Origin of the sequence: Mesorhizobium sp. CA15, assembly GCF_020165215.1 — a bacterium.
Taxonomy (GTDB): Bacteria; Pseudomonadota; Alphaproteobacteria; order Rhizobiales; family Rhizobiaceae; genus Mesorhizobium.
The window spans coordinates 17,078-43,111 of record NZ_JAIUHQ010000021.1 but is presented as its reverse complement, the minus strand read 5'-3'; the positions used below and the strand labels follow the sequence as shown (position 1 = coordinate 43,111).

The 26,034-nt window shown below is 64.0% G+C and carries 30 protein-coding genes and 1 pseudogene; 19 read left to right on the top strand and 12 right to left on the bottom strand.

All coding sequences use genetic code 11. The features are described 5' to 3' along the window. The first annotated feature begins 158 nt into the window (after positions 1-158). Positions 159-1,118, top strand: coding sequence for a cation diffusion facilitator family transporter (locus LB515_RS24975; protein ID WP_224709283.1), 960 nt, complete (start codon positions 159-161; stop codon positions 1,116-1,118). 35 nt (positions 1,119-1,153) lie between these two features. Further along, a complete protein-coding gene (locus LB515_RS24970) occupies positions 1,154-1,558 on the top strand; it encodes a GFA family protein (protein ID WP_140845317.1) in 405 nt (134 codons plus the stop codon). Positions 1,559-1,859: 301 nt separating this feature from the next. Here the strand turns inward: LB515_RS24970 and LB515_RS24965 are convergent, their stop codons facing one another. Continuing rightward, positions 1,860-3,113: a DNA recombination protein RmuC gene (locus tag LB515_RS24965; RefSeq protein ID WP_224709282.1), complete on the bottom strand. Its 1,254-nt coding sequence runs from the start codon at positions 3,111-3,113 to the stop codon at positions 1,860-1,862. A 103-nt stretch (positions 3,114-3,216) separates the two neighbouring features. On the opposite strand from LB515_RS24965, the gene def reads away from it, so the two are divergent. The 5 genes from def to truA all read left to right on the top strand — a co-directional run bounded on the left by def (position 3,217) and on the right by truA (position 6,260). Next, positions 3,217-3,747, top strand: coding sequence for a peptide deformylase (def, locus tag LB515_RS24960; protein ID WP_040984875.1), 531 nt, complete (start codon positions 3,217-3,219; stop codon positions 3,745-3,747). Positions 3,748-3,804: 57 nt separating this feature from the next. Next, positions 3,805-3,936 (top strand): hypothetical protein, encoded by a 132-nt coding sequence (locus LB515_RS28220; RefSeq protein WP_263490408.1) that lies wholly within the window; start codon positions 3,805-3,807, stop codon positions 3,934-3,936. Between the two features lie 106 nt (positions 3,937-4,042). Next, a complete protein-coding gene (gene fmt, locus LB515_RS24955) occupies positions 4,043-4,978 on the top strand; it encodes a methionyl-tRNA formyltransferase (protein ID WP_224638248.1) in 936 nt (311 codons plus the stop codon). Further along, positions 4,975-5,481: a GNAT family N-acetyltransferase gene (locus LB515_RS24950; protein ID WP_224709281.1), complete on the top strand. Its 507-nt coding sequence runs from the start codon at positions 4,975-4,977 to the stop codon at positions 5,479-5,481. The genes fmt and LB515_RS24950 overlap by 4 nt, the downstream gene beginning before the upstream one ends. Positions 5,482-5,504: 23 nt before the next feature. Beyond that, positions 5,505-6,260, top strand: a complete 756-nt coding sequence (gene truA, locus LB515_RS24945; RefSeq protein WP_095769477.1) for a tRNA pseudouridine(38-40) synthase TruA — start codon at positions 5,505-5,507, stop codon at positions 6,258-6,260. 21 nt (positions 6,261-6,281) lie between these two features. On the opposite strand, the pseudogene LB515_RS24940 reads toward truA, so the two are convergent. The 3 genes and pseudogenes from LB515_RS24940 to dapE form a co-directional block, all read right to left on the bottom strand. Then, a pseudogene (locus LB515_RS24940) lies at positions 6,282-6,543 on the bottom strand (type II toxin-antitoxin system ParD family antitoxin). A 19-nt stretch (positions 6,544-6,562) separates the two neighbouring features. Beyond that, the gene (locus LB515_RS24935; RefSeq protein ID WP_224709311.1) at positions 6,563-7,168 is read right to left on the bottom strand and encodes a transporter; all 606 of its coding nucleotides are present in this window, start codon (positions 7,166-7,168) and stop codon (positions 6,563-6,565) included. A gap of 2 nt (positions 7,169-7,170) precedes the next feature. Further along, complete coding sequence (dapE, locus tag LB515_RS24930; RefSeq protein WP_224709280.1) at positions 7,171-8,370, bottom strand: succinyl-diaminopimelate desuccinylase; 1,200 nt, start codon at positions 8,368-8,370, stop codon at positions 7,171-7,173. Between the two features lie 173 nt (positions 8,371-8,543). On the opposite strand from dapE, the gene LB515_RS24925 reads away from it, so the two are divergent. Then, complete coding sequence (locus LB515_RS24925; protein ID WP_224709279.1) at positions 8,544-9,572, top strand: 2-dehydropantoate 2-reductase; 1,029 nt, start codon at positions 8,544-8,546, stop codon at positions 9,570-9,572. Here LB515_RS24925 and LB515_RS24920 read toward each other — a convergent pair. The 3 genes from LB515_RS24920 to dapD are packed head-to-tail and all read right to left on the bottom strand — an operon-like array spanning position 9,487 to position 11,511. Further along, on the bottom strand, positions 9,487-10,254 hold the full coding sequence (locus tag LB515_RS24920) for a hypothetical protein (RefSeq protein ID WP_224709278.1): 768 nt from the start codon (positions 10,252-10,254) through the stop codon (positions 9,487-9,489). The genes LB515_RS24925 and LB515_RS24920 overlap by 86 nt on opposite strands. Positions 10,255-10,260: 6 nt before the next feature. Further along, a complete protein-coding gene (locus LB515_RS24915; protein ID WP_095769482.1) occupies positions 10,261-10,632 on the bottom strand; it encodes a DUF805 domain-containing protein in 372 nt (123 codons plus the stop codon). 24 nt (positions 10,633-10,656) lie between these two features. Continuing rightward, entirely contained in the window at positions 10,657-11,511 is an 855-nt protein-coding gene (dapD, locus tag LB515_RS24910; RefSeq protein WP_224709277.1) for a 2,3,4,5-tetrahydropyridine-2,6-dicarboxylate N-succinyltransferase, read from the bottom strand. 144 nt (positions 11,512-11,655) lie between these two features. Between dapD and LB515_RS24905 the strand changes: the two genes are divergently transcribed. Beyond that, the gene (locus LB515_RS24905; RefSeq protein ID WP_095769522.1) at positions 11,656-12,495 is read left to right on the top strand and encodes an LOG family protein; all 840 of its coding nucleotides are present in this window, start codon (positions 11,656-11,658) and stop codon (positions 12,493-12,495) included. 29 nt (positions 12,496-12,524) lie between these two features. On the opposite strand, the gene LB515_RS24900 is transcribed toward LB515_RS24905, so the two are convergent. Continuing rightward, positions 12,525-13,148 (bottom strand): response regulator transcription factor, encoded by a 624-nt coding sequence (locus LB515_RS24900; protein WP_318012649.1) that lies wholly within the window; start codon positions 13,146-13,148, stop codon positions 12,525-12,527. A gap of 291 nt (positions 13,149-13,439) precedes the next feature. Beyond that, positions 13,440-14,261: a sensor histidine kinase gene (locus tag LB515_RS24895; RefSeq protein ID WP_224709275.1), complete on the bottom strand. Its 822-nt coding sequence runs from the start codon at positions 14,259-14,261 to the stop codon at positions 13,440-13,442. A gap of 109 nt (positions 14,262-14,370) precedes the next feature. Between LB515_RS24895 and LB515_RS24890 the strand changes: the two genes are divergently transcribed. The 3 genes from LB515_RS24890 (at position 14,371) to LB515_RS24880 (ending at position 15,893) form a co-directional block, all read left to right on the top strand. After that, positions 14,371-14,787 carry a hypothetical protein gene (locus tag LB515_RS24890; RefSeq protein ID WP_176477154.1) on the top strand — a complete coding sequence of 139 codons (417 nt, stop codon included), beginning with the start codon at positions 14,371-14,373 and terminating at the stop codon, positions 14,785-14,787. Positions 14,788-14,979: 192 nt separating this feature from the next. After that, positions 14,980-15,432, top strand: coding sequence for a hypothetical protein (locus LB515_RS24885; protein WP_224709274.1), 453 nt, complete (start codon positions 14,980-14,982; stop codon positions 15,430-15,432). Next, complete coding sequence (locus LB515_RS24880; protein WP_224709273.1) at positions 15,432-15,893, top strand: hypothetical protein; 462 nt, start codon at positions 15,432-15,434, stop codon at positions 15,891-15,893. The genes LB515_RS24885 and LB515_RS24880 overlap by 1 nt, the downstream gene beginning before the upstream one ends. Before the next feature lie 396 nt (positions 15,894-16,289). On the opposite strand, the gene LB515_RS24875 is transcribed toward LB515_RS24880, so the two are convergent. Next, the gene (locus LB515_RS24875) at positions 16,290-16,997 is read right to left on the bottom strand and encodes a pyrimidine 5'-nucleotidase (protein WP_095769490.1); all 708 of its coding nucleotides are present in this window, start codon (positions 16,995-16,997) and stop codon (positions 16,290-16,292) included. Between the two features lie 149 nt (positions 16,998-17,146). Between LB515_RS24875 and LB515_RS24870 the strand changes: the two genes are divergently transcribed. The 3 genes from LB515_RS24870 to LB515_RS24860 all read left to right on the top strand — a co-directional run bounded on the left by LB515_RS24870 (position 17,147) and on the right by LB515_RS24860 (position 19,639). Then, a complete protein-coding gene (locus LB515_RS24870) occupies positions 17,147-17,908 on the top strand; it encodes a GGDEF domain-containing protein (protein ID WP_224633921.1) in 762 nt (253 codons plus the stop codon). 136 nt (positions 17,909-18,044) lie between these two features. Continuing rightward, the gene (locus tag LB515_RS24865) at positions 18,045-18,203 is read left to right on the top strand and encodes a hypothetical protein (protein ID WP_224638238.1); all 159 of its coding nucleotides are present in this window, start codon (positions 18,045-18,047) and stop codon (positions 18,201-18,203) included. Continuing rightward, entirely contained in the window at positions 18,200-19,639 is a 1,440-nt protein-coding gene (locus LB515_RS24860) for a GMC oxidoreductase (protein ID WP_224709272.1), read from the top strand. The genes LB515_RS24865 and LB515_RS24860 overlap by 4 nt, the downstream gene beginning before the upstream one ends. Positions 19,640-19,805: 166 nt before the next feature. Here LB515_RS24860 and phhA read toward each other — a convergent pair whose 3' ends face one another. Beyond that, positions 19,806-20,642 carry a phenylalanine 4-monooxygenase gene (phhA, locus tag LB515_RS24855; protein WP_224630026.1) on the bottom strand — a complete coding sequence of 279 codons (837 nt, stop codon included), beginning with the start codon at positions 20,640-20,642 and terminating at the stop codon, positions 19,806-19,808. Positions 20,643-20,777: 135 nt separating this feature from the next. On the opposite strand from phhA, the gene LB515_RS24850 reads away from it, so the two are divergent. Beyond that, the gene (locus LB515_RS24850; RefSeq protein ID WP_095769494.1) at positions 20,778-21,254 is read left to right on the top strand and encodes an Lrp/AsnC family transcriptional regulator; all 477 of its coding nucleotides are present in this window, start codon (positions 20,778-20,780) and stop codon (positions 21,252-21,254) included. A gap of 102 nt (positions 21,255-21,356) precedes the next feature. Continuing rightward, on the top strand, positions 21,357-22,925 hold the full coding sequence (gene bchE, locus LB515_RS24845; RefSeq protein WP_224709271.1) for a magnesium-protoporphyrin IX monomethyl ester anaerobic oxidative cyclase: 1,569 nt from the start codon (positions 21,357-21,359) through the stop codon (positions 22,923-22,925). Positions 22,926-22,968: 43 nt separating this feature from the next. On the opposite strand, the gene argB is transcribed toward bchE, so the two are convergent. Next, positions 22,969-23,862 carry an acetylglutamate kinase gene (gene argB, locus LB515_RS24840; RefSeq protein ID WP_140845333.1) on the bottom strand — a complete coding sequence of 298 codons (894 nt, stop codon included), beginning with the start codon at positions 23,860-23,862 and terminating at the stop codon, positions 22,969-22,971. 718 nt (positions 23,863-24,580) lie between these two features. On the opposite strand from argB, the gene LB515_RS24835 reads away from it, so the two are divergent. Together LB515_RS24835 and LB515_RS24830 are read left to right on the top strand one after the other, a co-directional pair. Beyond that, the gene (locus LB515_RS24835) at positions 24,581-25,120 is read left to right on the top strand and encodes a sigma-70 family RNA polymerase sigma factor (RefSeq protein ID WP_095769497.1); all 540 of its coding nucleotides are present in this window, start codon (positions 24,581-24,583) and stop codon (positions 25,118-25,120) included. Beyond that, positions 25,117-25,833: an anti-sigma factor domain-containing protein gene (locus LB515_RS24830; RefSeq protein ID WP_224606759.1), complete on the top strand. Its 717-nt coding sequence runs from the start codon at positions 25,117-25,119 to the stop codon at positions 25,831-25,833. Before LB515_RS24835 ends, LB515_RS24830 begins: the two co-directional genes overlap by 4 nt. Positions 25,834-26,034: the final 201 nt, after the last annotated feature.

Sequence of the window (26,034 nt, the reverse complement as noted above, 5' to 3'; positions counted from 1 at the left end):
GAAATGCCCGGCTGCAAGAGGCTGTGCCGCTTTGCGAAGCCGGTCGACCGGCTGTCAACCGATTTCCGGGCACAGCGCGGTTCGAAACCTCGCACGGGCTGGTGCATTGTCTGTGAGGCGGGCCGCTAGGCTCGGGCGCGGGGCAGCTCGGAGATCGGATGGCAGGACATAGCGGGTCGAGACGGGTGATCTACGCCGCGCTCGCCGGCAATTTGGCGATCGCGGCGACCAAATTCGCGGCGGCCGCCCTCACCGGTTCGTCCGCCATGCTGTCAGAAGGCGTGCATTCGCTGGTCGACACCGGCAACGGCGCGCTGCTCCTCCACGGCATGCGCCGCGCCGCACGGCCGCCCGACCGCACCCATCCGCTCGGCCACGGACGCGAGCTCTATTTCTGGAGCTTTATCGTGGCGCTTCTGGTGTTCGCGCTCGGCGCCGGCATTTCCTTCTATGAAGGCGTCATCCACATCATGGCGCCCGAGCCGTTCGTCGACGCGAAGGTCAACTACATCGTGCTTGCCCTCTCCTTCGTCTTCGAAGGCAGCTCATGGCTTTTAGCGCTGAAGGAGTTCCGGCAGCAGAAGGGCAAGCAAGGCTGGCTGCAGGCCGTGCAATCGAGCAAGGATCCCAGCGTCTATACGGTGCTGTTCGAGGACAGCGCCGCGCTGCTCGGGCTGGCAGTCGCTTTCGCCGGCATCCTGTCGGCCCAGCTTCTCGAAATCCCCGAGCTCGACGGCCTCGGCTCGATCGGCATCGCCATCATCCTCGGCGCGACCGCCATCTTCCTGGCGCGCGAGAGCAAAGGGCTGCTGCTTGGCGAACCTGCCTCATCCGAAGTGCAGAAGAAGGTGCTGGCGATCGTCCAGGACGATCCGGCGGTGCAGCGCGCGAACGGAATCCTGAGCGTCCATATCGGGCCGGAGGAAATCGTCGCGGGCTTGAGCATCGAATTCGAGGATCATCTCAGCGCGCCCGATATCGAGGCCTGCGTCGAGCGCCTGGAAGCCAGGCTCAAGAAGGAAATGCCGCAAATATCGAGGCTCTTCGTCAAGCCGCAGGCAACTGGCACATGGGAGCGGCGGCGCAAGGCCATGGCCGAGGCCTCGGAAGAGGGATAGATTTTGACAACGCGAACTTGTCAGGAGGAAGGCCTATGAAGATCGACGGCGGATGCCATTGCGGCGCGATCGCCTATGAGGCGGAGGTCGATCCGGAAAAGACCTCGATCTGCCACTGCACCGACTGCCAGCAGCTGACCGGCACGGCCTTTCGCGTGACCGTCGGCGCGCCGGAAGAGCATTACCGGATTACCAAGGGCACACCGAAAGTCTATATCAAGACCGGATCCAGCGGGGCCAAGCGCGCGCAGGGGTTTTGCGGCGAATGCGGGTCGCATCTTTATGCGACGTCGGTTGGCGATGGACCGAAAATCTATGGCATCAGGGTGGGCACGGCGCGCCAGCGCGACCAACTGGTGCCGAGAAGACAGGTCTGGCACCGCTCGGCGTTGCATTGGCTGCCGGAGTTTGAAGGCATGGCGACCATCGAGGAGCAGTAGCACTGTCGGATCGGCCCGTTGACGGAAGCCTCGGCGATTGGCTGAATCTTTCGCGCCTTCGTTATCCTCGGGCTTGACCCGAGGATCCATGCCGTGACCCTTGTGAAGGGCTCGGCGGAGCAAAATTCTTAACTGTCTCAACGCCTTAGCGTCACAGCACAGATTCCAGGGTCTGCGCGCGTCGCTTCGCTCCTTGCTCCGCCCTGGAATGACGAAGTGATCGGCGTTCCAGACAATCTCCAAAGGATGCGACCTCGCCAGCGAAGGAAGAATCGGTCGTTCCAACATCGGCGTCGAGCGACTACTCGTCGCCCTCGACGACGCGTAGCCTGAGCTGACCCGTCTTGGAGTCCGCAACCCGCGAACCGCCTTCGGCCTTTGGCGCTGCGCTTCGCGCGGCCTCGGTTTCGCCTTCCGCGAATTCCAGCGCCTCGATCTTCTGGCCGCGCTTGGTCACCTTCGACGTCGACACCAGGATGTCGTCGATGTCGCGCGCCGCCTGGCCGAAATGTGTCTGCAGCCGACGTACCCGCTCGTCGACCCGCGCCACATCCTCCATCAGGCGGATGACCTCGCCCTGGATCAGATGCGCCTGCTCGCGCATGCGGGCGTCCTTGAGGATCGCCTGGATCACCTGGATCGACAGCATCAGCAGCGAGGGCGAGACGATGACGACGCGGGCGCGATGAGCCTTCTGCACCACCGCCTCGAAATTCTCGTGGATCTCGGCAAACACCGATTCCGACGGCACGAACATGAAGGCGGTGTCCTGTGTCTCGCCCTGGATCAGGTATTTTTCGGCGATATCGCGGATATGCACCTCGATGTCGCGACGGAAAGCCTGCGCCGCCACCTTCTGCATGGCCTCGCCCTCGGCGGCGCGGATGGCGTTCCACGCCTCCAGCGGAAACTTGGCGTCGATGGCGAGTGACGGCGCACCGTTGGGCATCCGCACCAGGCAATCGGGCCGGCTGCCGTTGCTGAGGCTGGCCTGGAACTCGTAGGCGCCGTGCGGAAGGCCGTCGGCGACGATCGCTTCCATCCGCGACTGGCCGAAGGCGCCGCGCGTCTGCTTGTTGGAGAGGATCGCCTGCAGCTGCACGACCTGGCCGGCCAAGGACTGGATGTTGCCTTGCGCGGTGTCGATCACCGCCAGCCGCTCCTGCAGCTTGGCCAGGCTCTCATGCGTCGACTTGGTCTGCTCGGCCATGGTCTGGCCGAGACGCCCGGTCATGGCGTCGAGCCGTTGTCCGAGCGACTGGGTGAGCTCGGCCTGCCGCGCCCCGAACACCTCGGCGATCGCCCCCATGCGCCCCTGCATCTCGGCCTGCGCTTGCATGATGTCGGCCATCCTCGCCTCAGCATCGCGGGCATGGTCGGCGGCTTCGGCGGCCGCCGCCGCGCGTGCCCCGGCCGCGCGCCACAAGGCGACGACGAGCGCCACGGACAGCGCAAGCAGAAGGATCGCGCCGAAAGCCAGCGCCTGGCCAAGCGTCACGGTCGTGGCGCCAAGCCGCGCGATGGGCTCGGAAAGGACGGAGGTCATGTCGTTCATTTGGGCAGCATAACCGATTCGGCCTCCTGGCACAGATCAAAACGTGAACAGGTCAAAGATGCCCCGGTTGACGCTTTTCAAGCGAGGTCTTAGGTGAGACGCCATGTCGATCAAGCCGCTCATCATCCTTCCCGATCCCGTCCTGCGCCAGGTTTCCAAGCCGGTCGAGCGCGTCGATGCCGATTTGCGCAAGCTCGCCGACGACATGCTGGAGACCATGTATGACGCGCCGGGCATCGGCCTCGCGGCGATCCAGGTCGGCGAGCCGCGGCGGCTGCTGGTCATAGACCTTGCCAAGGAAGGCGAGGAGCCTCAGCCGCATGTCTTCATCAATCCGGAAGTGCTCGAAAGTTCCGACCAGCGGTCCGTCTATGAGGAAGGCTGCCTGTCGATCCCCGACTATTACGCCGAGGTCGAGCGCCCGGCTTCGGTGCGGGTGAAGTATCTAGACCGCGACGGCAAGCTGCAGGAGATGCAGGCGGAAGGCCTGATGGCCACCTGCCTGCAGCACGAGATCGACCATCTCAACGGCGTTTTGTTTATCGACCACATCTCGAAGCTCAAGCGCGACATGGTGGTGCGGAAGTTCAAGAAGCTCGCCAAGGACAAGGCGCCGGGCAAGATGGTGGGCTAGGCGACGCCTTTCCGCGCCTGAAAGAACCCTGGATCATGATATCAGTCGAAGGTTTCGATGGGCGACACCCCGATCAGCAACATTCCTGAACCTGGCCCAAAGCCACAAGTCTCCACATGGGATGCGATCCGCAGCGCATTCGTGTCTGAAGACGCGATCAGCGACGAATTTGCCGATATGATTGAATGAGATCGAGGCTCAGAGGAAGCGCGATTTCGGCCGCGATTTCGACGATTGATCGAGATTCGCGAAAGCAAGCGCCAAAGCGGGCGGTAGGAAGAGGAGCACATCCGTCATGCCGCTTCGCGTCATCTTCATGGGCACGCCGGATTTCTCCGTGCCGACCTTGCGCGCCATCGCCGAGGCCGGCCACGAGATCGCGGCCGTCTACACCCAGCCGCCGCGCGCCGCCGGCCGGCGCGGGCTGGAGCTGACGCCCTCGCCGGTGCAGCGCGAGGCCGAGCGGCTGGCGCTCGACGTTCGGACGCCGACGTCGCTGAAAAGCGAGGCCGAGCAGCAGGCTTTTGCCGCCTTGCAGGCCGATGTCGCGGTGGTCGTCGCCTACGGCCTGCTGCTGCCGAAAGCCGTTCTGGACGCGCCAAGGCTGGGCTGCCTCAACGGCCATGCCTCGCTTTTGCCACGCTGGCGTGGTGCTGCTCCCATCCAGCGCGCCATCATGGCCGGCGATAGCGAGACCGGCATGATGGTCATGAAGATGGAAGAGGGTCTGGACACCGGGCCGGTGGCAATGGTTGAAAAAGTCGCCATCGCGCCCGACATGACAGCCGGCGAATTGCATGACCGACTGATGATTCAAGGCGCCTCGCTGATGGTTGAGGCGCTCGCGCAGTTGGGGATAAATTGTCTGACATTTACCCAACAGGCAACGGCAGGGGTGACCTACGCCCGAAAGATCGATAAATCGGAGACACGCGTAGACTGGACGCGGCCTTCTGGCGAAGTCCACAATCACATTCGCGGCCTCTCGCCCTTTCCGGGCGCGTGGTGCGAGGTCGACATTGGCGGCCGCATGGAGCGGCTGAAACTGCTTCGCTCGACGCTCTCGGATGGCGTCGGCGAGTCGGGAGGAATTCTCGATGACCGGCTGACGGTCGCCTGCGGGACAGGCGCGGTCAGGCTGGTCGAAGTTCAACGGGCGGGCGGAAAGCCTGCCACTGCGCAGGAGTTTTTGCGCGGAGCCAAGATCGAAAAAGGAACGAAACTCACATGAGCATGATGTCGATACGCGCGGCGACGCCGCGGGATCGCGAGGCGATCCGCCTCGTCGAAGAACATGCCTTTGGCCAGCAGGCAGAAGCCGGCCTGGTCGACGCGCTTGTCACTGGCGGCGATGCCGTCGTCGAGCTGGTTGCAGAGGAAGACGGGCAGGTCGTCGGCCATATTCTTTTCTCGCGACTGTTCGTTCAGAACGGCACCAAGCAGTTCGCCGCCGTCGCGCTGGCGCCGCTGGCGGTCGAGCCGTCGTTCCACGGCACCGGCATCGGCGGCGCGCTGATCCGCGAAGCGCATGTCCGCCTCAAGGAAGCCGGCGAGATGCTGGCCGTGGTGCTGGGCGATCCGGTCTATTACGGCCGCTTCGGGTACACCCATGCCCGCGCCGCGGGATTCGAGAGCGAGTATCAGGGCGAGGCGCTGCAGGCGCTGGCCTGGGGCGACGCGCCCGAGACCGGCAGGCTGGTCTACGCTTCCGCCTTTACCGCTTTAGCCGCCTAGGCGAGCGGCAAGCGCCGCAGGACATGCCGCGTTTTCGGCTCGATATCGAATATGACGGCAGCCAATTCGCCGGCTGGCAGCATCAGGCCGACCAGCCCTCGGTGCAGCAGGCGATCGAGCAGGCGATCGAGAAGTTCTGCGGCGAAGAGGTAAGAATACGTGCCGCCGGCCGCACCGATGCCGGCGTGCACGCCACCGCGCAGGTCGCCCATGTCGACCTGGCCAAAGCGTGGTCGGGCGACAAGGTGCGCGACGCCGTCAACGCGCATCTGCATGCGGCCGGCACGCGTGTCGCCATTCTGAAGGCTGCCGTCGTCGCCGACGGTTTCGACGCGCGGTTTTCCGCCACCGGCCGGCATTATCTTTATCGCATCCTCAACCGCCGGGCGCCGGCGGCGCTGGAAAAGGGCAAGGTCTGGTGGGTGCCGAAGCGGCTCGACGCCGAGGCCATGCATGAGGCTGCCAAGGTGCTGCTCGGAAAGCATGACTTCACCACCTTCCGCTCAACCCAGTGCCAGGCCGAAAGCCCGGTCCGCACGCTTGATCGCCTCGACGTCAGCCGCGATGGAGACTTCATCGAGCTGCGCAGCTCGGCGCGCTCTTTTCTGCACAACCAGGTTCGCTCGATGGTCGGCTCGCTGAAGCGCGTCGGCGACGGCTCCTGGAGCGCCGCCGATCTCAAGGCGGCGCTCGAAGCGCGCGACCGCGCCGCCTGCGGCCAGGTAGCGCCGCCGGACGGGTTGTTTCTTGTCGGGGTGGATTACCCGGAAGGCGTCTGAACGCGGTCTCGATCAGGCGCCTCACGGTTTCTTCTGCGAGTGGGTCTCATGTCGCTTGCGCGCCCGTTGGGCCATTTCCGCAGGCGAAATGACTTTGCCAGGGTTTGTCTTCAACGCATCATAGGTCGGTGCGACTTCCTCGCGGAGCCAGCGCTCCACCGCGGCGTCGCGCTCCTGAAGGGCGCGAAGCCCAGCGCGGAATGACTTCGCTGCTGGTCGCATAGGTATCCGAGCGGACGAGTTGATCGATGAAGGCGGCTTGCTCCGCCGGCTGAAGATGCATCTTTCGGTGTCGGGCAGGATCAACCCGTCGTGCCGTCCGGTATGTCGATGCCGAGCAGCGCCTGCAGGCCGAACAGGACCAGCAGCGAGGCGACGAACATGCCGATGAACACGGCCGTGCCCACCGCGGCGCCTTTGCCGATGGTTGTATTGGTCATGCGCCAGGTCAGCACCATCGAGAGGGCGAACAGCGCCAGCGATACCAGGCTGCTGACCTCGCTGGCCGAAGGCAGGAGCAGCCTGAGCAGCGCCGAGGGCAGCATCAGCCAGGCGATGATCGCCGACGCCCAGTTGGACGCGACGACATAGTGGACGAAGCGGCCGCCGATGCCGGCGCGCGGCGCCACCAGCGCAAGCGCGACCAGCGGCAGCACCCAGGAGCCGATATCGACGGTCGCCAGCCTTATCAGCATGCCGAGGCGCCCGGCGAAGGCATCGGGGTCGCCGACCTCATTGGCTATCCCGACCCAGCCGACGATCAGCGCCGGCGCCGCCACGACGATGGCAAAGAAGGAATTCCAGAAACCGTCGGCCGAAAGGTCGAGCAGGCGCAGGCCATCAGCCTTGCCGAACATCAGCCGCCAGGCGCCGGCCAGCGAAGCATAGGTTTCGTCTGCCGAAAGCATGGTCACGAAGGGCCTTGTCCGAACCAGTCTTCGATAAAGCGTTCGTAGATTTGCGTCAGCGTCTCGAGATCGGCAAGCGCGACGCGCTCGTCCACCATATGCATGGTCTTGCCGACCAGCCCGAACTCGACCACCGGGCAATAATCCTTGATGAAGCGCGCGTCCGACGTGCCGCCGGAGGTGGAGAGCGCCGGCCTCTTGCCGACCACCGCCTTGACCGAACCGCTCAGCGTATCGATCAGCTTGTCGTCGCGGGTGAGGAAGACATGGCTCGGCCGGTCGCGCCAGACAAGCTCGTAGTCGACCGGCGCCTTCTTGCCCGGCCGGTATTTCTTGCGCCCGGCGGCCTGGTCGAGCCGGTTGTGGATCTCGGCCTGGACCGATTCGGCGTCCCAGGTGTCGTTGAAGCGGATGTTGAAAATGGCCGTCGCCTTCGCCGGGATGACGTTGGTCGCCGCATTGCCGACATCGATCGACGTCACTTCGAGGTTGGTCGGCTGGAAATCCTTCGTGCCCTTGTCGAACACCGGATGGAGCAGCGCGTCGACCAGGCTCATCAGGCCACGCACCGGATTGTCGGCAAGCTGTGGATAGGCGGCATGGCCCTGGCGTCCGTTGACGGTCACGCTGCCCGACAGCGAACCGCGCCGGCCGATCTTGATCATGTCGCCGAGCGCATCGGGATTGGTCGGCTCCCCGACGATCGAGGCGTCCCACTTCTCGCCCTTGGCCGCTGCCCAGTCGAGCAGCTTGGTGGTGCCGTTGATGGCCGGACCTTCCTCGTCGCCGGTGATCAGCAGCGACACCGAGCCTTTCGGGCCGCCATTCTGCGCGACATGGCGCGCAACCGCGGCGATGAAGCAGGCGATGCCGCCCTTCATGTCGACGGCGCCGCGGCCGTACATCTCGCCATTGGCGATTTCGGCGGCGAAGGGCGGATGCGTCCAGGCCGCCTCGTCGCCCACCGGCACCACATCGGTATGGCCGGCAAACATCAGATGCGGGCCGTTGCCCGAGCGCCGCGCATAGAGGTTTTCGATGTCCGGCGTGCCGTCTTCCGAGAAGATTGGACGCTCGATCGAGAAGCCGAGCGGCTTCAGCATGTCTTCAAGGGCCGTAAGCGCGCCACCCTCGGCGGGCGTCACGGACGGGCAGCGGATCAGGGCGGCAAGATTCGCGGCGGGATCGGTAGGCAATGTCATGGGCAAAGCGATAGTCGAAAGAGTTTGTCGTGTCACGGTGGCAGATGATCGCCGCTCATGCCGCCGACAATATGGTTTTCATGACGGTAAATGCATGTCGCCCGCAAGTGTGCGGCAGTTCTGGGAGAACGACATGCCTAATAGTAAGGTGGCGGCCACGCGAGGACGAGCGCATGGCCCGTGAAACGAAGACGATCGCAATAGCCGGCGCCGGCAGCATCGGCTGCTATGTCGGCGGCTGCCTGGCGCTCGCCGGACGCAAGGTCGTCTTCCTCGGCCGCGGCCGCGTCGTCGAGGCCATGCGCGAAAGCGGGCTGCGCGTCAGCGATCTCGACGGCCGAGACCGCCCCGTCGAGGCACAAGCGATTTCGGCGAGCGACGATCCGGCGATCGCACTGACGGGTGCGGATGTCATCCTGGTGACGGTGAAGAGTGGCGCGACCGGGGAGATGGCCGGGCTGGTCGCCGCCCACGGACGCGCTGATGCCGTGGTGGTCAGCCTGCAGAACGGCGTCGACAATGCGGACAGGCTGCGCGCCGCGCTTCCCGGACGGCGGGTGCTGACCGGCATGGTGATGTTCAACGTCGTCCTGTCGCCCGATGGCGAGGCGCCGTTGCGTGCGCATCGCGCCAGCCAGGGCGAGGTGATGATCGACGACGGCGTCGACGGCCTTGTCGATCTGCTCGACGTCGACGGGCTTGCCGTCGAAGCGCGCGCCGACATGAAGGCAGTGCAGTGGGGCAAATTGCTGATGAACCTCAACAATGCCCTCGTCGCGCTTTCCGACCTGCCGCTGGCGAAGCAATTGGCCGACCGAAGCTGGCGCGTCATCCTGGCCGGCCAGATCGACGAAGCGCTCGCCGCTATGCGAGCGGCGGGCATAGCGCCTGCGCGCATCACCGGCCTGCCGCCATCGCTGCTGCCGAAAGTGCTGCGGCTGCCCGACTGGCTGTTCGGGCTTCTGGCGCGTCGCATGCTTGCGATCGACCCTCAAGCGCGCTCGTCGATGTGGGACGACCTGAAACGCGGCCGCCCCACCGAGATCGACGAATTGCAGGGCGCCGTCATTCGCCTGGCCAGGCAAACGGGCACCCCGACGCCGATCAACGAACGCGTCACCGCGCTGGTGCGTCAGGCGGAAGCGGAAAAGCGCGGTCCGCCCGGCCTCGGGCCGGAAGCGGTCGGCGGTGGTCGTCAATGAGCGTGATCTTCTGCCAGATCTTGCGCGACAGGTTGGAGCTAAGATTCTCGATATCGTTGACGGCATTGACGACGACATCGTCATTGACCGATTGCGCGAACAGCGCCGCGACCTTGCCGGCGATCGACAGCATTTCGGAGCAATAGTCGAGATAGCGCGCCAGGTCGGCCGCATCGGTGATGCGGGCGGGCGAGTGCGAGGTCGGCTTGAAATCGGCCGACAAGGTTGCCGGATCCTTGGTCAGTTGATGCATGTCGATGACATGGATCAGCGAGCGCAGCCCGTGCAGCTGCCGGAAAACCTTCTTGCGCTTGATCCGCTCCTCGGTGCGGATCAGCGCCAGCAGCCCGAGCGCGGCGAGAATGACCGTGTTGATCGTCGCCTCGATGCCTTGCATCGACTGCACGGCATCGTCGGCGCCCGAAATGCGGTCGAGCGGCAGGATGGTGCCGACGAACAGGAACATCGCCACGCCGGCGACGAAGGCCGCGACGATGGCGCCGCGCAGCCACCAGATCGGCGCTTCCAGTTCCTTGGCGGCCTTGGCGAGGTCTCGCGACAGCGACACCAGTTCGCCGGCAACGGCGCGCAGGCCCCTTTCCGGGAAACGCTCCGCGACGCGCTCCTCCAGCCTTTGCGCAGTCTCGATGATCCGCGCCGGGTCGAGCGTGCGATAGCGCATGCGACCTCAGCTATCGCCCGGGGCGTTGGTGCGCCTGCCGTAGCGGTTCGGTCCGGGATCGCTGCGGAAACAGGAAAGGATGATGAGCAGGATGGGACCGATGATGAGCGAGATCAGCGCAAAATAGGTCGGCTTGCCGAAATCATGAAAGCGCTTCGCCGTCACCGCGAACGTGGCCCAGGCCGAGATCAGCAACACGCCCCAGCATATCATGGCCCAGTTCTGACTGGCGGTCGTGTTCAGCTCCACCCGCGCGAACTGGTAGAACGGAAAAAACTGGACAAGGACCAGCAAAATCCCGGCCAGCGCATAGGCGACCGGGCTCAGCCGCCCCGAAAGGCTGAAGAACAGCCAGAGGAATTGCGATCGTTCAGCCAATGGCGTCCGCTCCGTCGTGGAGGATCAATCGCGCAGCAATTCGTTGATCGAGGTCTTCGACCGGGTCTTGGCGTCGACGCGCTTGACGATGACGGCGCAGTAGAGGCTCGGGCCCGGCTCGCCATTGGGCAGCGGCTTGCCGGGCAGCGATCCGGCGACGACCACCGAGTTCGGCGGCACCTCGCCGTAAAAAACCTCGCCGGTGGCACGGTCGACGATCTTGGTCGACTGGCCGATGAACACGCCCATGCCGAGCACCGAGCCTTCGCGCACGATGCAGCTTTCGACCACTTCGGAGCGCGCGCCGATAAAGCAATTGTCCTCGATGATGGTCGGGCCGGCCTGCATCGGCTCCAGCACGCCGCCGATGCCGACGCCGCCGGAAAGATGCACATTCTTGCCGATCTGGGCGCAGGAGCCGACCGAAGCCCAGGTATCGACCATGGTGCCGGTATCGACATAGGCCCCGACATTGACGAAGGACGGCATCAGCACGGCGCCCGGCGCGACATAGGCCGACCGGCGCACGATCGAGGACGGCACGGCGCGGAAGCCTGCCTTCTCGAAATCGACGGCGCTCCAGCCGTCGAACTTGGACGGCACCTTGTCCCACCACACCGCCTGGCCGGGACCACCCTTGATGATCTCCATCGGGTTCAGCCGGAAGGAGAGCAGCACCGCCTTCTTCAGCCACTGGTTGACGTGCCACTTGCCGTCGTCCTGCCGTTCGGCGACGCGGGCGACGCCGCGATCGAGCAGGTCGAGCGCCGACTGGATGGCGTCGCGCGTCTCGCCGCGCGTCGCGGTCGAGATCGCGTCGCGCTCCTCGAAGGCCTTCTCGATGGTCTTTTCGAGGCTCGCCAGATCGGGCTTCGACATGATTTCGCTCCATTACCAAGCTGTTAAGGGGCCACGCCTTAACCTGTTTAAAAGTCGCGCGGACCCTATGTTAAGGCTCAATGGGGGTCAATCGCGCCTGCGGCACGGGACGGCGCAAGTGAAGGAATTGGACGGGTGGATTCGATGACTCCCATGGAAAAGGCAGGGTGGACGCCGCTGCCGCATTCGGACGAGGATCTGGAGCGCTCGAAAGGCGTGCCGGATACCCCGCAGACGCGTGCCGAGACCTACCGGCTGGCCTGGAACGATCCCGAGTTCATGACGCGTCGCGAATTGCGCGCCGTGCGGCTGCAGCTCGAGCTTCTGAAGCCGGAAATGATCCTGGCCGAACGCGGCATTCATTCGACGGTCATCCTGTTCGGCGGCGCCCGCCTGCCGGAACCCGGCGGCGAAGCCTGGGCGGCCAAGAACGAGACGCAGAAGAAGAACCTCGAGGCGAACAGCAAATATTACGAGGAAGCGCGCAGATTCGCTCGTCTGTGCTCGCAGCAGTCGGCCACCTCCTATTATCGTGAATATGTCGTCGTTACCGGCGGCGGGCCCGGCGTCATGGAGGCCGGCAACCGCGGCGCCGACGATGTCGGCGCGCCGTCGATCGGCTTGAACATCGTATTGCCGCACGAGCAGGCGCCCAACGCCTATGTCACGCCGGAGCTCTGCTTCAACTTCCACTATTTCGCCGTCCGCAAGATGCATTTCGTCATGCGCGCCAAGGCGGTCGCGGTGTTTCCGGGCGGCTTCGGCACGATGGACGAGTTCTTCGAGACGCTGACGCTCATCCAGACGGGACGCATGGAGCGCGTCCCGGTCATCCTGTTCGGCAAGGCGTTCTGGCAAAGGGCGATCGATCTCGATTTCCTCGCCGAGCAGGGCACGATCTCGCCCGGCGATCAGGACATCATCGATTTCGTCGACACGGCCGAAGAGGCCTGGGAGATCATCCGCCGCTTCTACAAGCTTTAAGGGCGGGAAGACAAACCTGCCCGGTCTGCCTACGCCGGCAGCTCGACCAGCCAGCCATTCGAGTGCGCGAAACGCACGATGGCCGCCCGTGAGTGCAGCGCGAGCTTCTCGGTTGCCCTGGTGCGGTAGGTCTCGATCGTCTTTATGCTGAGGTTGAGCCGGGACGAGATTTCCTTGTTGCTGTAGCCGAGCGCCACCAGCTGGATGACCGACCGTTCCCGTTCGCTGAGATTGCCGGGATCGCCCTGGGTGGCGCCGCGCGGGCTCAATATACGCGCGGCGAGCGCCGGATCGACATAGTTGTCGCCGGCCAATACGCAGCGGATGGCCTGCAGCAGGTCCGTCGCCGTCGACCGCTTGACCACGAAGCCGCGGCCGCCGGCCGCAAGCACCTGGCGCAGGCAGCCTGGGTCCTCATGCGCCGTCAGCGCTATGCAGCTGACCTCGCGAAAGCGTTCGCCAAGCCGTTCGATCAGCGTGACCCCGTTGACGCCGGGAAGCGATATGTCGACCACGGCGACATCGGGTAACGTCTTGCCGATCCCTTCAAGGGCATCCTCGGCGTTTCCGGCCAGTCCGACGATCGTCAGATCGTCCTGGCTGTCGATCATCGCGCCGACCCCCGACAGGATGATCGGATGGTCATCGACCACGAATATGCGCCTGCAGCACACCTTAACCTCCATCAGTCTGCCAAAGGCCCTGTCACGCGGAAAGGGTCCTCTTGTCCTTGATGGTCTAGGCAACTGGCCCGCCTGGCGCGGGACGCCCGTCTGTTCTGGCGGCCTGAACGGCCGCAACGGGTAAGCCATCCCCCGCCTAACCCAATGAAGCCGGACTGTAAGCCACCGCTAATGTCCGGGATGTGCAGCGCTTCACGTAACCCCACCTGACGCCAAGATGCCGTTTCAGACTTGTTCGCGTCTTGTCGGCCGGACCGTCGATCAGCCGGCCAGAGGCACGTCGGCGTAAACGGTTGTCCCCTTGCCCCTGGCGGTTTCAACCGACAATTTGCCACCGACCAGTGCCAGCCGCTCCCTCATTCCGGCAAGGCCCAAATGGCCCGGACCGGGTTCGGCGCTGGCGTCGAAGCCGCGGCCGTCATCCTCGATCGTCAGGCGTATCCGATCGTCCTGGATGTGCGCCGTGACGCTTACGCGGCCCGGCGCGGCATGCTTGCCGATATTGGTGAGCGCTTCCTGCGCAACGCGGTACAAAGTGAGCGCGATCTCGGCAGGCGGCGGGCTCGACAGGGCTTCAAGATCCATCTCGCATGCAATGCCAAGTTGACCGCAAAGCATGGTAGCCAGGTCCTCGACCGAAGCTCTGAGGCCTTGGTGATCGAGGTCCGCGGGTCGCAGGCTCCAGGCGGCGTCATGCACCCTGGCACTCAGCTCGTCGATAAGCAGCGCGGCGCGCTCGAGGCGGGCGTCCATCTCCGGCGAGCCGGCGCGAACGATGTGCAATTCGAGCGCGACGCTGGCGAGCAGCTGGCCAAGATCGTCATGCAGCTCGCGCGACAGGCGCAGGCGCTGCTCTTCCTGCACGGCAACCAGATGCCGCGCCAGACCACGGCGCTTTCCCGAGCTTTCACCTTTGCCGGTGTCGATGCCACCCTCCACCGTCAACGCCGCGCCCGCGAGAAGAGGCACAAGGGTTGATGCTGCGCGCAATATACACCCGGCATATACCTTTATGCCTGTCAGTTTTTTCCCGAGTGCTTCAACTTTTCCTGACACGGGGGTCAGCAGAAAAACCGGCCGCACCTGCCGATCAGCCCGAATTCATGGGCGCTATTTCCGCGTGCATCCTTAGAGCGTCCTCCCGGTCACCTTGACCTGGCCGGGAAGCTCAACACCAACCAAGGAGAACGTCATGAGAAAGATCATCCTGGCCGCGGCCGTGCTGTCGGCTCTGACCGGTTCGGCATCCGCATTTTCGGTCGGTAGCGGCAACGGCAACGGCAACGGCAATGTCGGCGTCGGCAACGGCAATGGGAACGGCAACGCCAACACCGGCGCCTTCAACGGCAACTTCAACGGCAACGGCAATTTCGGCTTCGGCAACGGCAACGGGAACGGCAACGCCAATATGGGCGCCTTCAACGGCAACTATAACGGCAACCTCAATGCCGGCGCCGCCAACGGCAACGGCAACGGCAACGGCAATTTCGGCCTCGGCAACGGCAACCTGAACGGCAACGGGAACTGGGGCATCGGAAACGGAAGCGCCAACGGCAACGGCAACGCCGGTGTCGGCAACGGCAACGGAAACGGCAACGGGAACCACTAGTCCCCGCCCAACCGCCGGCGTCGCCAAGCTTCAGTTTGGAAAGACGCCGATGGCTCTGGGACCGTCGAGCCAAGCGCCCGTCCCCCGCGCAAGGCTACCGCGACATGTCGCCGGCGGTCCCAGTCCTTTTCGCCCAATCCTTTTTGCAACAGATCCCAATTTCAAAAGCTTAGCCATGGAAGGAGCTCGCAGATGAAACGCTACGTCATACCGGCGCTATGCCTTGGGTTGTTGAGCGCAACCGCGGCGAAGGCTGACATCACGACGGGCAGCCAGGCCTTCGGCATGTCGGCCGTCCAGGGAGCGGTCGGCAAATACGGCCAATCCATCGGCGCGAACGTCAGGGGCATGAACCCGCTCGGCAATTTCGGCGGCAATGTCGGCTACAAGAACAGCGGTACGGGCAATGTCGGCGCCTTCAACAGCGGCACCGGCAATGTCGGCGCTTTCAACGGCAACAACAACACCTCGCCGACAAGCGGCAACGGCAACATTGGCGCCTTCAACGGCAACTCCAACACCGGCCAATACAACGGCAACAGCAACATCGGTGCCGGCAATGGCAACTTCAACGGCGGCAACTTCAACGGAAACGGCAATGTCGGCGCCTTCAACGGCAACTCCAACGGCCGGGGAAACCGCTGATGACCGGCTTGAGCACATCCACCCGGCCTCGCAGGCGCCGGGTGGCGGCGAGGCTGCTTGACGGCAACGGCCTCGCGCTCGGCACACTGCTTGCCGCGTTCCTGGCCGCCGACGCCTCGACCCTTGTCAGGATTGCCGAGCTTCCAATCGGGGCCGGTGTCGCCAGCGGTCTTGGCACTACCGGAAATTTCAACGGCGACGGAAATTCCGGCAACTTCAACGGCAATGGCAACAGCGGCAATTTCAACGGCAACGGCAATGCTGGAAGTTTCAGCGGCAACTTCAATGGCGGCAGCTTCAACGGCAACGCCAATTGCGGCAATGGCCACGGCAACGGCTATGCGTCGGACGGCAATGGCAACGGTACGAGAGCAGCAGGCAATCCGGACCTGTGCCGGTTTTTGAAGGAGCTGAACGGCCGGCTGGGACTGCCGCCCGGCACGATTCCGGACTTCGACTAGAGCAATTCCGGGAAAAGTGCGCAGCAGCTTCCGCCCGGAATTGCGTTTCGCCGTTTCCGTGAAACGGCCCTAGGTCTTCGATACAAGGTCGCAGGCCTAGGCCAGATATTCACCGCCCATTTCCGAAATCAGCGCAAACGCCGGCGATTGGCTGAAGTCGCCCGAACCTCGTCATTCCAGGGCGGAGCAGCCGCGAAGCGGCGTCGCGGAGACCCTGGAATCCATTCCGTGACCCTGATCAAAGAGTGCAGCGGAGCAGAATTCTGCGGCAGCGCTCATACGTCACGGAATGGATCCTCGGGTCTGCGCGCGTCGCTTCGCTCCTTGCTCCGCCCGTGGATGACGATCGCGATGGGCGTTTCGGCCAATCGCCAAGGCATGCCTATGCAAACATCGTTAGGCTACGACGTCGACGATCGCGGTCAGGAAACCGGCGAGGTCGTCGGTGACGAAATCGACGTCGTCCTCGTTTGCGGGGTCGCGTTCCCAGATCTCCGAGAAGGTCGGCTCGAAATTGCGCGGCACCACCAGCACGGTCGTCATGCCGAGCGTTTTCGGCACGGCCAGATTGCGCGCCAGATCCTCGAACATCACCGCATTGTGCCCGGTCACCGAGTGCAATTCGGCAAAACGCTCATAGGTCTGGCGCTCCGGCTTGGGGCTCAGCCCCGCCGCGACGATGTCGAAGATGGCGTCGAAATGTTCCAGTATGCCGAGCTGGCGCGCGGTGCGTTCGGCGTGCCTGCGGTCGCCATTGGTGAAGATGAACTTGCGCCCGGGAAGCTGGCGGATCGCTGCGCCCAGCACCGGATCCGGCACCAGCCGCGAATAGTCGATGTCGTGCACCTTCTCGAGGAAATCGTCGGGATCGATGCCGTGTCGCTTCATCAGCCCGTTCAGCGTCGTGCCGTATTCCAGGTAGAGCTCCTTCTGCAGCTTGCGCGCGTCGTCGCGCGAAAGCGTCAGCAGCTCGCCGACATAGGCGGTCATCTTCACGTCGATCTGCGCGAACAGGTTCGAGTGATGCGGATAGAGCGTGTTGTCGAGGTCGAATACCCAGTCCGTGACATGGGCGAAGCGGGCGGGATCGGGTGTCGTTGTCATGGTTTCTTATGGCATGCCGACGCTGGATTTATCCACAACTTATGCGCGTCACGAAACGTGAAAATGGCGCCTCGCTTCAAATTTTAAAAGTCCTGGAAAGGTCGCCTTTAACGCTTGCTGGCACACAAGCTGACCCTTGGGAGCAAGTGATGAGTCGCATAATTTTGAGGGCCGCTGCCGTGGCGTTTGCTTCGGTCGCTGCCTCGCTGTTGTTGACGCTGATTGTGATGCCGGCGATGGGCTTTCCGATGAGCCGCACGGTCTGGCTGGCGTCGACGGTTTGTCCGCTCGTGCTCGCCTGGGCCGCCAGCGCCAGCAGCTTCTGGCAGAGCGATCGGTTGCAGAATGCTCATCGCGAGCTTGCCAGGGCTCACGCGCAGCTCGCGGCGGCGCACAGGCGCCTGTCGGAAAAGGCAAGCCGGGACGACATGACCGGCATGCTCAACCGCGAGACCTTTTTCGCCGCGCTCGACGGTTCGCGGCGCAAGAGCGATCGCGGCGCGCTCCTCATCATCGACGCCGATCACTTCAAGAGGATCAATGACAGTTATGGTCATCTGACCGGAGACGAAGCGCTGCTTTTGATCGCCGGCGCCATCGAACGCGGCATTCGCAGCGGCGATCTGCTCGGCCGCATCGGCGGCGAGGAATTCGCGGCTTTCCTGGTTGGGGCCAGCGAACCGGAAGCCAAGCATATCGCCGAACGCATCCGCCGCGAGGTCGAGCTGATCCGTTTCCGCCCGGTCGACGAGCGGACCGTGCCGCTCACGGTTTCGATCGGCGGGGTCTGCTGCGGCGAGAGCGCGACCATTTCGGATTTGATGCGCGCCGCCGACCGCAGGCTTTACGAAGCCAAGAACCGCGGCCGCAATCTTTCGATCCTCGACCGCGAGCTGCCCGAGGCGGCATGAAGCCTCGCCGCAGGCGTTAGGAATGCCCTAACCATGTCCATATTCAACCGCGCTAAACCTCCTGGTGTAACGCCGTTTTCACCTGGGTCTGGCACGGAATTGGCCTCCCAGGCGGCATATAGTCGAGAGACGTGTCATGAGCAGGTTCATGAGAAAAATGTCGCGCCGCGCGATCGTGCAGGCGCTGATCGCGCTTCCTGCCCTGTCGCTGTTCCGCAGCCAGCAACCCCTGGTCGATGCCGATGATATCGTCGAGATCAACGGCTGGATCCTGCGGCGAAGCGACCTCGCATGATCTTCGACAGCTACGAGGCCTACAAGCAGGCCGGCTTCAGACCCAAGGCCTGCATCCTCGGCTCCGGCCCGGCCGGCACGACGATCGCCAGGAAGCTCGGCGCAGCCGGCATCCCGGTGGTCGTGCTGGAGGCGGGTTCGCGCGAGTTCAGCGATGAGTCGCAGGATTTCTACCGCGGCAAGACGGTTGGCGATTTCTATTTCGACCTCGACATCACCAGGCTGCGCTTCATGGGCGGCTCGTCCAATCACTGGGCCGGCTGGTGCCGCGTGCTCGACAAACAGGACTTCGAGCCCAAGGCATGGGCGCCGGACACCGGCTGGCCGATCGGCCGCGCCGACATCGAGCCCTATCTTGGCGAGGTCCACGATATCCTCGAGCTGCCTGATTTCCGTCCCGACGTCCCGGTGTCGGAGGACATCCGCTGGGTTCAATTGATCAAGAGCCCGGCGGTTCGCTTCGGCGAGAAATATGCCGACGAGCTCGACAAGAGCAGGAACATCGCCGTCGTGCTCAATACCTACGCGACCGAGCTCACCGGCGACGGCAAGCGCGTCACCGGCGCGAAGCTCTGGTCGAACGGCCAGGATGCCGGCACCTTCGCGGCGGACTATTTCGTCACCTGCACCGGCGGGCTGGAGAACTCGCGGCTGCTGTTGTGGTCGAACGAGCGCTCGAATGGCGGCGTGGTGCCGAACGCGGCGGCGCTCGGCCGTTACTGGATGGAGCATCCGACCTTCCAGGGCGGCAATGCCATCCTCGCCAATTATTCGGAGTTCGAGGTCGACGCCTCGAAAGAAGCCTTCTTCTCGCCGACGCTTGCCGCGATGGAGCGGCTGCAGATCATGAATTTCGGTATCCGCCTGATCGAGTCGCCCTATCCCAATGTCAAGAAATTGATCGCCGATCTCGCCTGTACGGCGCCCAATATGGCGGAATGGATGTCTTCCCAGCTGGACCAGAGACTGCACTGCGCCGCGCAGCTTTACGTCGCCTGGGAACAGGCGCCGCTCGCCTCCAACCAGATCGCGCTGTCGAAGGCCGATGTCGACCACGCCGGCGTGCCGCGTATCGAACTGCACTGGAAGAAATCGCCGCTCGAGCGCCGCACGCTGCTCGAAGGCCTGAAGCTTTTCGGCACGACCATGGCGCAGAAGAATCTCGGCCGCGTCCGCATCGACGACTGGATCGGCAATGGCGGCGATTACCCGACCAATGAGGAAACGGCCGGCCACCACCATATGGGCGGCACCCGCATGGGCACCGACGTCTTGAAGAGCGTCGTCGACGCCAATTGCAAGGTGCATGGCATGGACAATCTCTATGTCGGCGGCTCCTCGGTGTTCTGCACTTCCGGCCAGTGCAATCCGACGACGACCATCACCGCGCTCGCCTGCCGCCTCGGCGAGCATCTGGGCAAGGTGATCGCCGTCTGATCTCGACCGTGCTGCGCATTCATCAATGCGGCACACGCCATCTGCCAACGCAAACATAGCCAAGCGGTCAAAATCCATGGGGAACTAATTGCAAAAAGGCACAAAGCGGCCCAGCCGCCTGTCGGCAGCTGAACCGCGCTGAATGTCGGTTGGGCGAAAACCGACCTCAGATTGTTGACGGGTCGAGCGCCGGCTGGCCCTTGAACCGCGCCACGATGCCGGCGAGGTCGCCATGGGCGAAAGCATCGCGCAGCGCATCAAAGGACGGCAGCACGAAATAGGCGCGCTGGAACTTGTCGATCTCATAGCCGGTGCGCATCACCGTCTCGAGGTCGAACGGCACATGGTGCGCGTCCTTGCTCTCGACCGCGAATTGCAGCTCGGTGAAGGACGACATCAGCCCGGCGCCGAAAGCTTTCAACGGCTGCCCGGCTTCCTGGATGAGGCCGTATTCGGCGCTGTACCAGTAGAGCCTCGTGATCATCTCGTCGCCGCCGAGCGCGATCAGATCTTCCGCCTTCCGGCCATACATCTGCATGAAATCGGCGAACACCGGCTGGGTCAGGATCGGCACATGGCCGAAGAAATCGTGGAACATGTCCGGCTCGACGATGTAGTCGAGCTCCTTCTTCGTCCGCAGCCAATTGGTCACCGGGAAACGCCGGTTGGCGAGATGATCGAAGAAGGGGCCGGCCGGAATGAGGCCGGGCACCGCAACGATCTCCCAACCCGTCAGCTTGGCAAGCTTTTCGCTGACGGCATCGAAATCCGGAATCCTGTCGAGCAGGCCGAGCGCCGCGACGCCGTCCAGATACGAGCGGTGCGCGAGCTTCCGCGTCAGCTTCGTCTGGCGGTCGCAGAGCGTGCGCCACACCGCCTGCTCCTCGGCGGAGTAGCCGTAGCCCTGCGCCACGGTGAAATCGCTGCGGCAGACCGAATAGTCGCCCCGCAGACCCTGCGCCGCGCATTCGGCGGCATAATCGGCAACGCTGATCGTCATCATATCCTCCTCAAGATCGTGATCGGCGGATCGTGAAGGGGAGTTTAGAAGCGACCGCTGAGGCAAATCAGCTTTGTTTATGGCACACTAGCTGTTTTGGGGGTAAAAACGCTCAGTTCAACGCAAGTCTGAGAAAAAATGCCTCAATTTGACGATTTCGAGATAAGGATGCTCGACATCCTGCAGCGCGATGGCCGCAAGCCCGTCTCGGAGCTGGCGCAAGAGATCGGCCTGTCGACCACGCCTTGCGCGCGCCGCTTCGAGGCCCTGCAGGAAGCCGGTATCATCAAGGGCTTTGCCGCCGTGCTCAGCCGCCGCGCCGTGGGCTTGACTGTCGAGGTGTTCATCCAGGTGCGGCTGGTCAGCCACAGCGACGGCTCGCCCGAAAGCTTCATCGCCGCCGTGCAGCGCATGGACGAGGTCTCGTCCTGCTGGACCATGACAGGCGACTACGATTTCCTGCTGCATGTCTTGGTGCCGTCGGTGGACGATTTGAACGCCTTCGTCATGCACCGGCTGATGCGTCTGCCCGGCGTGCGCGACGTCCATACGCAACTGGTGCTGCAGAACATCAAGGGACCCGGCCACGTGCCGCTCAGCCATTTGCGGCGCTGATCCGGTCAAATCTGGCGAAAAGCTGCGTGGAAACTGCTGAACCGCGCCAAGGCGGCTTCGGCATTTGTCATTAGCACAAGCGGACCAATATGGAGGTCCGCCTTGAATATCGTGCTTATCAATCCGCCGCACACCGCCATCGGCAGCCGTGTGCCCGACGACCACCTGCCGCCGCTCGGTCTTTTGGCCATCGGCGGGCCGCTGATCGATTCCGGCCATCAGGTACGCCTGGTCGACGCCGAGTTCGGTCCGATGCCGCTTGCGGCGGTGGTGGACGAGGCGCTGCGCGGCGATCCGGATTTCGTGCTGATCGGCCATTCCGGCTCGACCTCGGCGCATCCGACCGCCTTGAAGATCGCCGAGATGATCAAGGCCCGCGCGCCGGGCGTCGTCGTCATCTATGGCGGTGTCTTCCCGACCTATCACTGGCGCGATATCCTCGCCGCGACCGACGTCTTCGACTTCATCGTGCGCGGCGAAGGCGAGGCGACCGCGACGGCGCTGGTCGAGGCAATCGAGATGCGCCAGCCGGTGGCGAGCGTCGCCGGCATCGCCTATCGCGACGATTTCGGCCGTCCTGTTGCGACGCAGGCGGCGATGACCATAGCCGACCTCGACGCCTGGCGGGTCGTCTGGGAGCTGATCGATCACCGCCGCTACTCCTATTGGGGCGGCAAGCGGGCCGTGGTCATGCAGTTCTCGCGCGGCTGCCCGCATCTGTGCAACTATTGCGGCCAGCGCGGTTTCTGGACCCGCTGGCGCCATCGCGACCCGGTCAAATTCGCCAGGGAGATTGCCTGGCTGCATCGCGAGCACGGCGTCGAGCTGATCAATCTGGCCGACGAGAACCCGACTTCCTCGAAAAAGGCCTGGCGCGCCTTTCTCGACGCCATGATCGCCGAGAACGTGCCGGTGCTGATCGTCGGCTCGACCCGCGCCGACGATATCGTGCGCGATGCCGATATCCTGCATCTTTATCGCAAGGCCGGCGTCATCCGCTGGCTGCTCGGCATGGAGAACACCGACGAGCAGACGCTGTCGCTGATCCGCAAGGGCGGCAGCACGAAGTCCGATCGCGAGGCGATCCAGCTGCTCAGGCGGCACGGCATCCTGTCGATGGCGACCTGGGTCGCCGGCTTCGAGGACGAGACCTTGCGCGATCTCTGGCGCGGCTTCCGCCAGCTCATCGCCCACGATCCGGACCAGATCCAGGCGCTCTATGTCACGCCGCATCGCTGGACGCCGTTCTTCCGCATCGCCAAGGACCGCAAGGTGATTCAGAAGGACGTGCGCCTGTGGGATTACAAGCACCAGGTTCTGCACATGACCAGGCTGGAACCCTGGATGCTGTTCTTCGCCGTCAAGCTGATCGAGGTGGCGGTGCAGTCGCGGCCGAAGGCGCTGGCGCGCATCCTGTTCCACCCTGATCCCGAGCAGCGCCATTCGATGCGCTGGTACACGAAGATGGGCCGACGCGTCTGGTTCCGCGAGGTCTGGGGGTTTCTGGTCCGCGACGGCCGCATCACGGATGGGCCGACATTAGCCGAATTCTGGGGCGCGCCGCAGGACGCCGAGGAGGAATCGATGATCGTCGGGCGTCAGCCACGCAAGTCCGTCGCGCCGGTCATTGAAGATCGACGCGCGCCGGCGACAAGAAAGTTAGCCGGCTGACATGGCGGCTCACCATTGCATGGAAATGGTGAACTTGCCTTCCTTACGGAACGATCAGCGTGCCGGCGCCGTGCTCGGTAAACAGCTCCAGCAGCACCGAATGCGGCGTCTTGCCGTTGAGGATGACGACGCCTTCGACGCCGCGCTCGATCGCCTCGATGCAAGTCTCGACCTTCGGGATCATGCCGCCCGACACCGTGCCGTCCTTGATCAGCGCCCTGGCCTCGGCGACGGTCAGCTCGTCGATCAGCTTCTTGTTCTTGTCGAGCACGCCGGGCACGTCGGTGAGGAAGAGCAGGCGCGAGGCGCGGCAGGCGCCGGCGATGGCGCCGGCAAAGGTGTCGGCATTGATGTTGTAGGTGTGGCCGTCGCGGCCGGGCGCCACCGGTGCCAGCACCGGGATCATTTCCGAGCGCGCCAGAAGGTCGAGCAGCGTGCGGTCGACCTCGACCGGCTCGCCGACGAAGCCGAGATCGAGCACCCGCTCGATGTTGGAATCCGGATCGACCATGGTCTTGCGCGCCTTTTCGGCGAACACCATGTTGCCGTCCTTGCCGCAGAGCCCGATCGCCCACTCGCCCTCGGCGTTGATCAGCGCCACGATCTCCTTGTTGATCGAGCCCGCCAGCACCATCTCGACGATCTCGACCGTCTTCTGGTCGGTGACGCGCAGGCCGCCCTCGAACTTGGATTCGATGCCCATCTTGGTGAGCATCGCGCCGATCTGCGGCCCACCGCCATGCACGACGATCGGATTGACGCCGGATTGTTTCAACAGCGCGATGTCGCGGGCGAACGCCTTGCCGAGCTCCGTATCGCCCATGGCATGCCCGCCATATTTCACCACCACCGTCTTGTTCTCGTAGCGCTGCATATAAGGCAGCGCGCGAGAGAGCAGCGCGGCCTGCATTTCGGCGTTGGCGGCGATGTCCGTCATCGGTATCGATCCCAGCTAGCGTGAATGGCGGCCTCTTAGCGGGAATTGCCGCAGGTCGCAAACGGCTTTGCGGTCACAATAACGATATCTGCCAGTTCCCCAGCACAGGGATTTTGACCGGCCGGCCAACTTTGCGTTGGCAAGCAGCATGCCTTGGAGACTCGCCGAAACGGCCCTGCCTCGTCATCCACGGGCGGAGCAAGGAGCGAAGCGACGCGCGCTGCTTCGCCCTGGAATGACGAGGTTGGAGAGGCTTCGGCCAATCTCCAACGCCTGCGCTGGTTTCACCGACACAATGACGAAATCTGCTAGCTCCCAGCACAGTAATTTTGCCCCGGGGCAGGCCGTGTTTATGTTGGCAGGCGGCATGCCTTGGAGATTGGCCGAAACGGCCCAACCTCGTCATCCACGGGCGGAGCAAGGAGCGAAGCGACGCGCGCAGACCCGAGGATCCATTCCGTAACGTCCGAGCGCCGCCGCGGTGCAGAATTCTGCTCCGCTGCACTTTTGACTAAGGTCACGGAATGGATTCCAGGGTCTTCGCGACGCCGCTGCGCGGCTGCTCCGCCCTGGAATGACGAGGTTGGGAGGCTTCAGCCCGCCGCTTCAGCCGTCCTGAAAGCTTCTCCATCGAGCCGCGTAGGATCGGCCCGTGGCCGCTGGTGGACAACGCCTCCGCCGCCGTTGCAATTAGATCGCAATCTTCTAATTTGCCTGCATGGCGCCGCAGGATATCAGCAAGCTGATCGTCCGGACTTCGATGAAGGACCGGGCGGCGTTCGATCTGCTCTACAAGCAGACCAGCGGGAAACTTTTCGGCGTCTGCCTTCGTGTCTTGCGGGACAGGGGAGATGCGGAAGAAGCGCTGCAGGAGGTCTTCGTCAAAATCTGGACGAAGGCGGATCGTTTCGCGGTTTCCGATTTGAGCCCGATTTCCTGGCTGGTGGCTGTTGCGCGCAATCATGCGATCGATCGCATCCGGTCGCGGCGCAGTCCTTCTGCCAACATCGATACGGCCCTCGACGTCGCCGACCCGGCGCCGGGACCCGAGGCCATGGCTGTGGCGGGCGGCGAGACCGAACGCATCTACCATTGCCTCGACGAACTGGAGCAAGACCGGGCGGCGGCCGTCCGGGGCGCCTATCTGGGCGGCGAGAGCTATGCCGAGTTGGCGGAGCGCTTCAAGGTTCCGCTGAACACGATGCGGACCTGGCTGCGGCGAAGCCTGCTGAAACTGAGAGAATGCCTGGAAAGATGACGCTGGCAGAGGACAACGGACCGGAACGTGGAGGCGACGACCTGCTCGCCGCCGAATATGTTCTCGGTGTCCTGGCAGCCGACGAGCGCCAGATCGCTTCCCGTCGCATCGATGCCGAGGCGTCGTTCGCCCGCCTGGTCGACGCCTGGGAAGCCCATTTCGCGCCCATGGCCGCCGCCTATGCCGCGGTCGAGCCGCCGGCTTCCGTGAAAGTGGCAATCGACCGCCGCCTGTTCGCGTCGTCCGCGTCCACGGCGCCCAGCGGCGGCCTGTGGGCGAGCCTCGCCTTCTGGCGCGGCCTCGCCGCCGCGGCCATCGCCGCTTTGGCCGTCTATGTCGCCCTGCCTTACGTCAGGCCGCCGGTCCAGCCGCCCGAGACCAGGCTGGTCGCCTCTCTGGCCGCCGACAACAGCAACGTCAAATATCTTGCGGTCTATGACGCCGCCCGCCATGAGGTCGGCCTGTCGCTGGTCTCCGGCGACCGCGGCGCCGGCAAGGATTTCGAGCTGTGGATGATCGAGGGCAAGAACGCGCCGGTTTCGATGGGTGTCATCCCCGCCGGCCCGACCGCGCGCATGGCGGTCACGCCGGCCGTCCAGCGGAAGCTGGCGCAAGGCGCCGTGCTCGCCGTCAGCCTCGAGCCCTCTGGCGGTTCGCCGACCGGCCAGCCTACCGGTCCGGTCGTCGCCGCGGGTGACCTGAAGGGCATCTGACCCTGGTCAGCCGGTTACCGAAGACTAACTGAAGTCTATATCCTGCCCTTTCTAGGCGGGAAAATTTCGCTGCCGCCATCAGTGACGCAGACGCAATAAAGCACCGGAATAAAAAATCGCGCCCTTCGTGAAACTAACGTTTTTCGGACCCGTATCTCCTCGCGTTCCCAAGGACGGGAAGAAAATAACCCGAGGAGACTG

Coding starts and splice junctions, on each gene's coding strand:
- LB515_RS24975 (WP_224709283.1), top strand. CDS start 159: ATGGCAGGACATAGCGGGTCGAGACGGGTGATCTACGCCGCGCTCGCC.
- LB515_RS24970 (WP_140845317.1), top strand. CDS start 1,154: ATGAAGATCGACGGCGGATGCCATTGCGGCGCGATCGCCTATGAGGCG.
- LB515_RS24965 (WP_224709282.1), bottom strand. CDS start 3,113: ATGAACGACATGACCTCCGTCCTTTCCGAGCCCATCGCGCGGCTTGGC.
- def (WP_040984875.1), top strand. CDS start 3,217: ATGTCGATCAAGCCGCTCATCATCCTTCCCGATCCCGTCCTGCGCCAG.
- LB515_RS28220 (WP_263490408.1), top strand. CDS start 3,805: ATGGGCGACACCCCGATCAGCAACATTCCTGAACCTGGCCCAAAGCCA.
- fmt (WP_224638248.1), top strand. CDS start 4,043: ATGCCGCTTCGCGTCATCTTCATGGGCACGCCGGATTTCTCCGTGCCG.
- LB515_RS24950 (WP_224709281.1), top strand. CDS start 4,975: ATGAGCATGATGTCGATACGCGCGGCGACGCCGCGGGATCGCGAGGCG.
- truA (WP_095769477.1), top strand. CDS start 5,505: ATGCCGCGTTTTCGGCTCGATATCGAATATGACGGCAGCCAATTCGCC.
- LB515_RS24935 (WP_224709311.1), bottom strand. CDS start 7,168: ATGCTTTCGGCAGACGAAACCTATGCTTCGCTGGCCGGCGCCTGGCGG.
- dapE (WP_224709280.1), bottom strand. CDS start 8,370: ATGACATTGCCTACCGATCCCGCCGCGAATCTTGCCGCCCTGATCCGC.
- LB515_RS24925 (WP_224709279.1), top strand. CDS start 8,544: ATGGCCCGTGAAACGAAGACGATCGCAATAGCCGGCGCCGGCAGCATC.
- LB515_RS24920 (WP_224709278.1), bottom strand. CDS start 10,254: ATGCGCTATCGCACGCTCGACCCGGCGCGGATCATCGAGACTGCGCAA.
- dapD (WP_224709277.1), bottom strand. CDS start 11,511: ATGTCGAAGCCCGATCTGGCGAGCCTCGAAAAGACCATCGAGAAGGCC.
- LB515_RS24905 (WP_095769522.1), top strand. CDS start 11,656: ATGACTCCCATGGAAAAGGCAGGGTGGACGCCGCTGCCGCATTCGGAC.
- LB515_RS24890 (WP_176477154.1), top strand. CDS start 14,371: ATGAGAAAGATCATCCTGGCCGCGGCCGTGCTGTCGGCTCTGACCGGT.
- LB515_RS24885 (WP_224709274.1), top strand. CDS start 14,980: ATGAAACGCTACGTCATACCGGCGCTATGCCTTGGGTTGTTGAGCGCA.
- LB515_RS24880 (WP_224709273.1), top strand. CDS start 15,432: ATGACCGGCTTGAGCACATCCACCCGGCCTCGCAGGCGCCGGGTGGCG.
- LB515_RS24875 (WP_095769490.1), bottom strand. CDS start 16,997: ATGACAACGACACCCGATCCCGCCCGCTTCGCCCATGTCACGGACTGG.
- LB515_RS24870 (WP_224633921.1), top strand. CDS start 17,147: ATGAGTCGCATAATTTTGAGGGCCGCTGCCGTGGCGTTTGCTTCGGTC.
- LB515_RS24865 (WP_224638238.1), top strand. CDS start 18,045: ATGAGCAGGTTCATGAGAAAAATGTCGCGCCGCGCGATCGTGCAGGCG.
- LB515_RS24860 (WP_224709272.1), top strand. CDS start 18,200: ATGATCTTCGACAGCTACGAGGCCTACAAGCAGGCCGGCTTCAGACCC.
- phhA (WP_224630026.1), bottom strand. CDS start 20,642: ATGATGACGATCAGCGTTGCCGATTATGCCGCCGAATGCGCGGCGCAG.
- LB515_RS24850 (WP_095769494.1), top strand. CDS start 20,778: ATGCCTCAATTTGACGATTTCGAGATAAGGATGCTCGACATCCTGCAG.
- argB (WP_140845333.1), bottom strand. CDS start 23,862: ATGACGGACATCGCCGCCAACGCCGAAATGCAGGCCGCGCTGCTCTCT.
- LB515_RS24835 (WP_095769497.1), top strand. CDS start 24,581: ATGGCGCCGCAGGATATCAGCAAGCTGATCGTCCGGACTTCGATGAAG.
- LB515_RS24830 (WP_224606759.1), top strand. CDS start 25,117: ATGACGCTGGCAGAGGACAACGGACCGGAACGTGGAGGCGACGACCTG.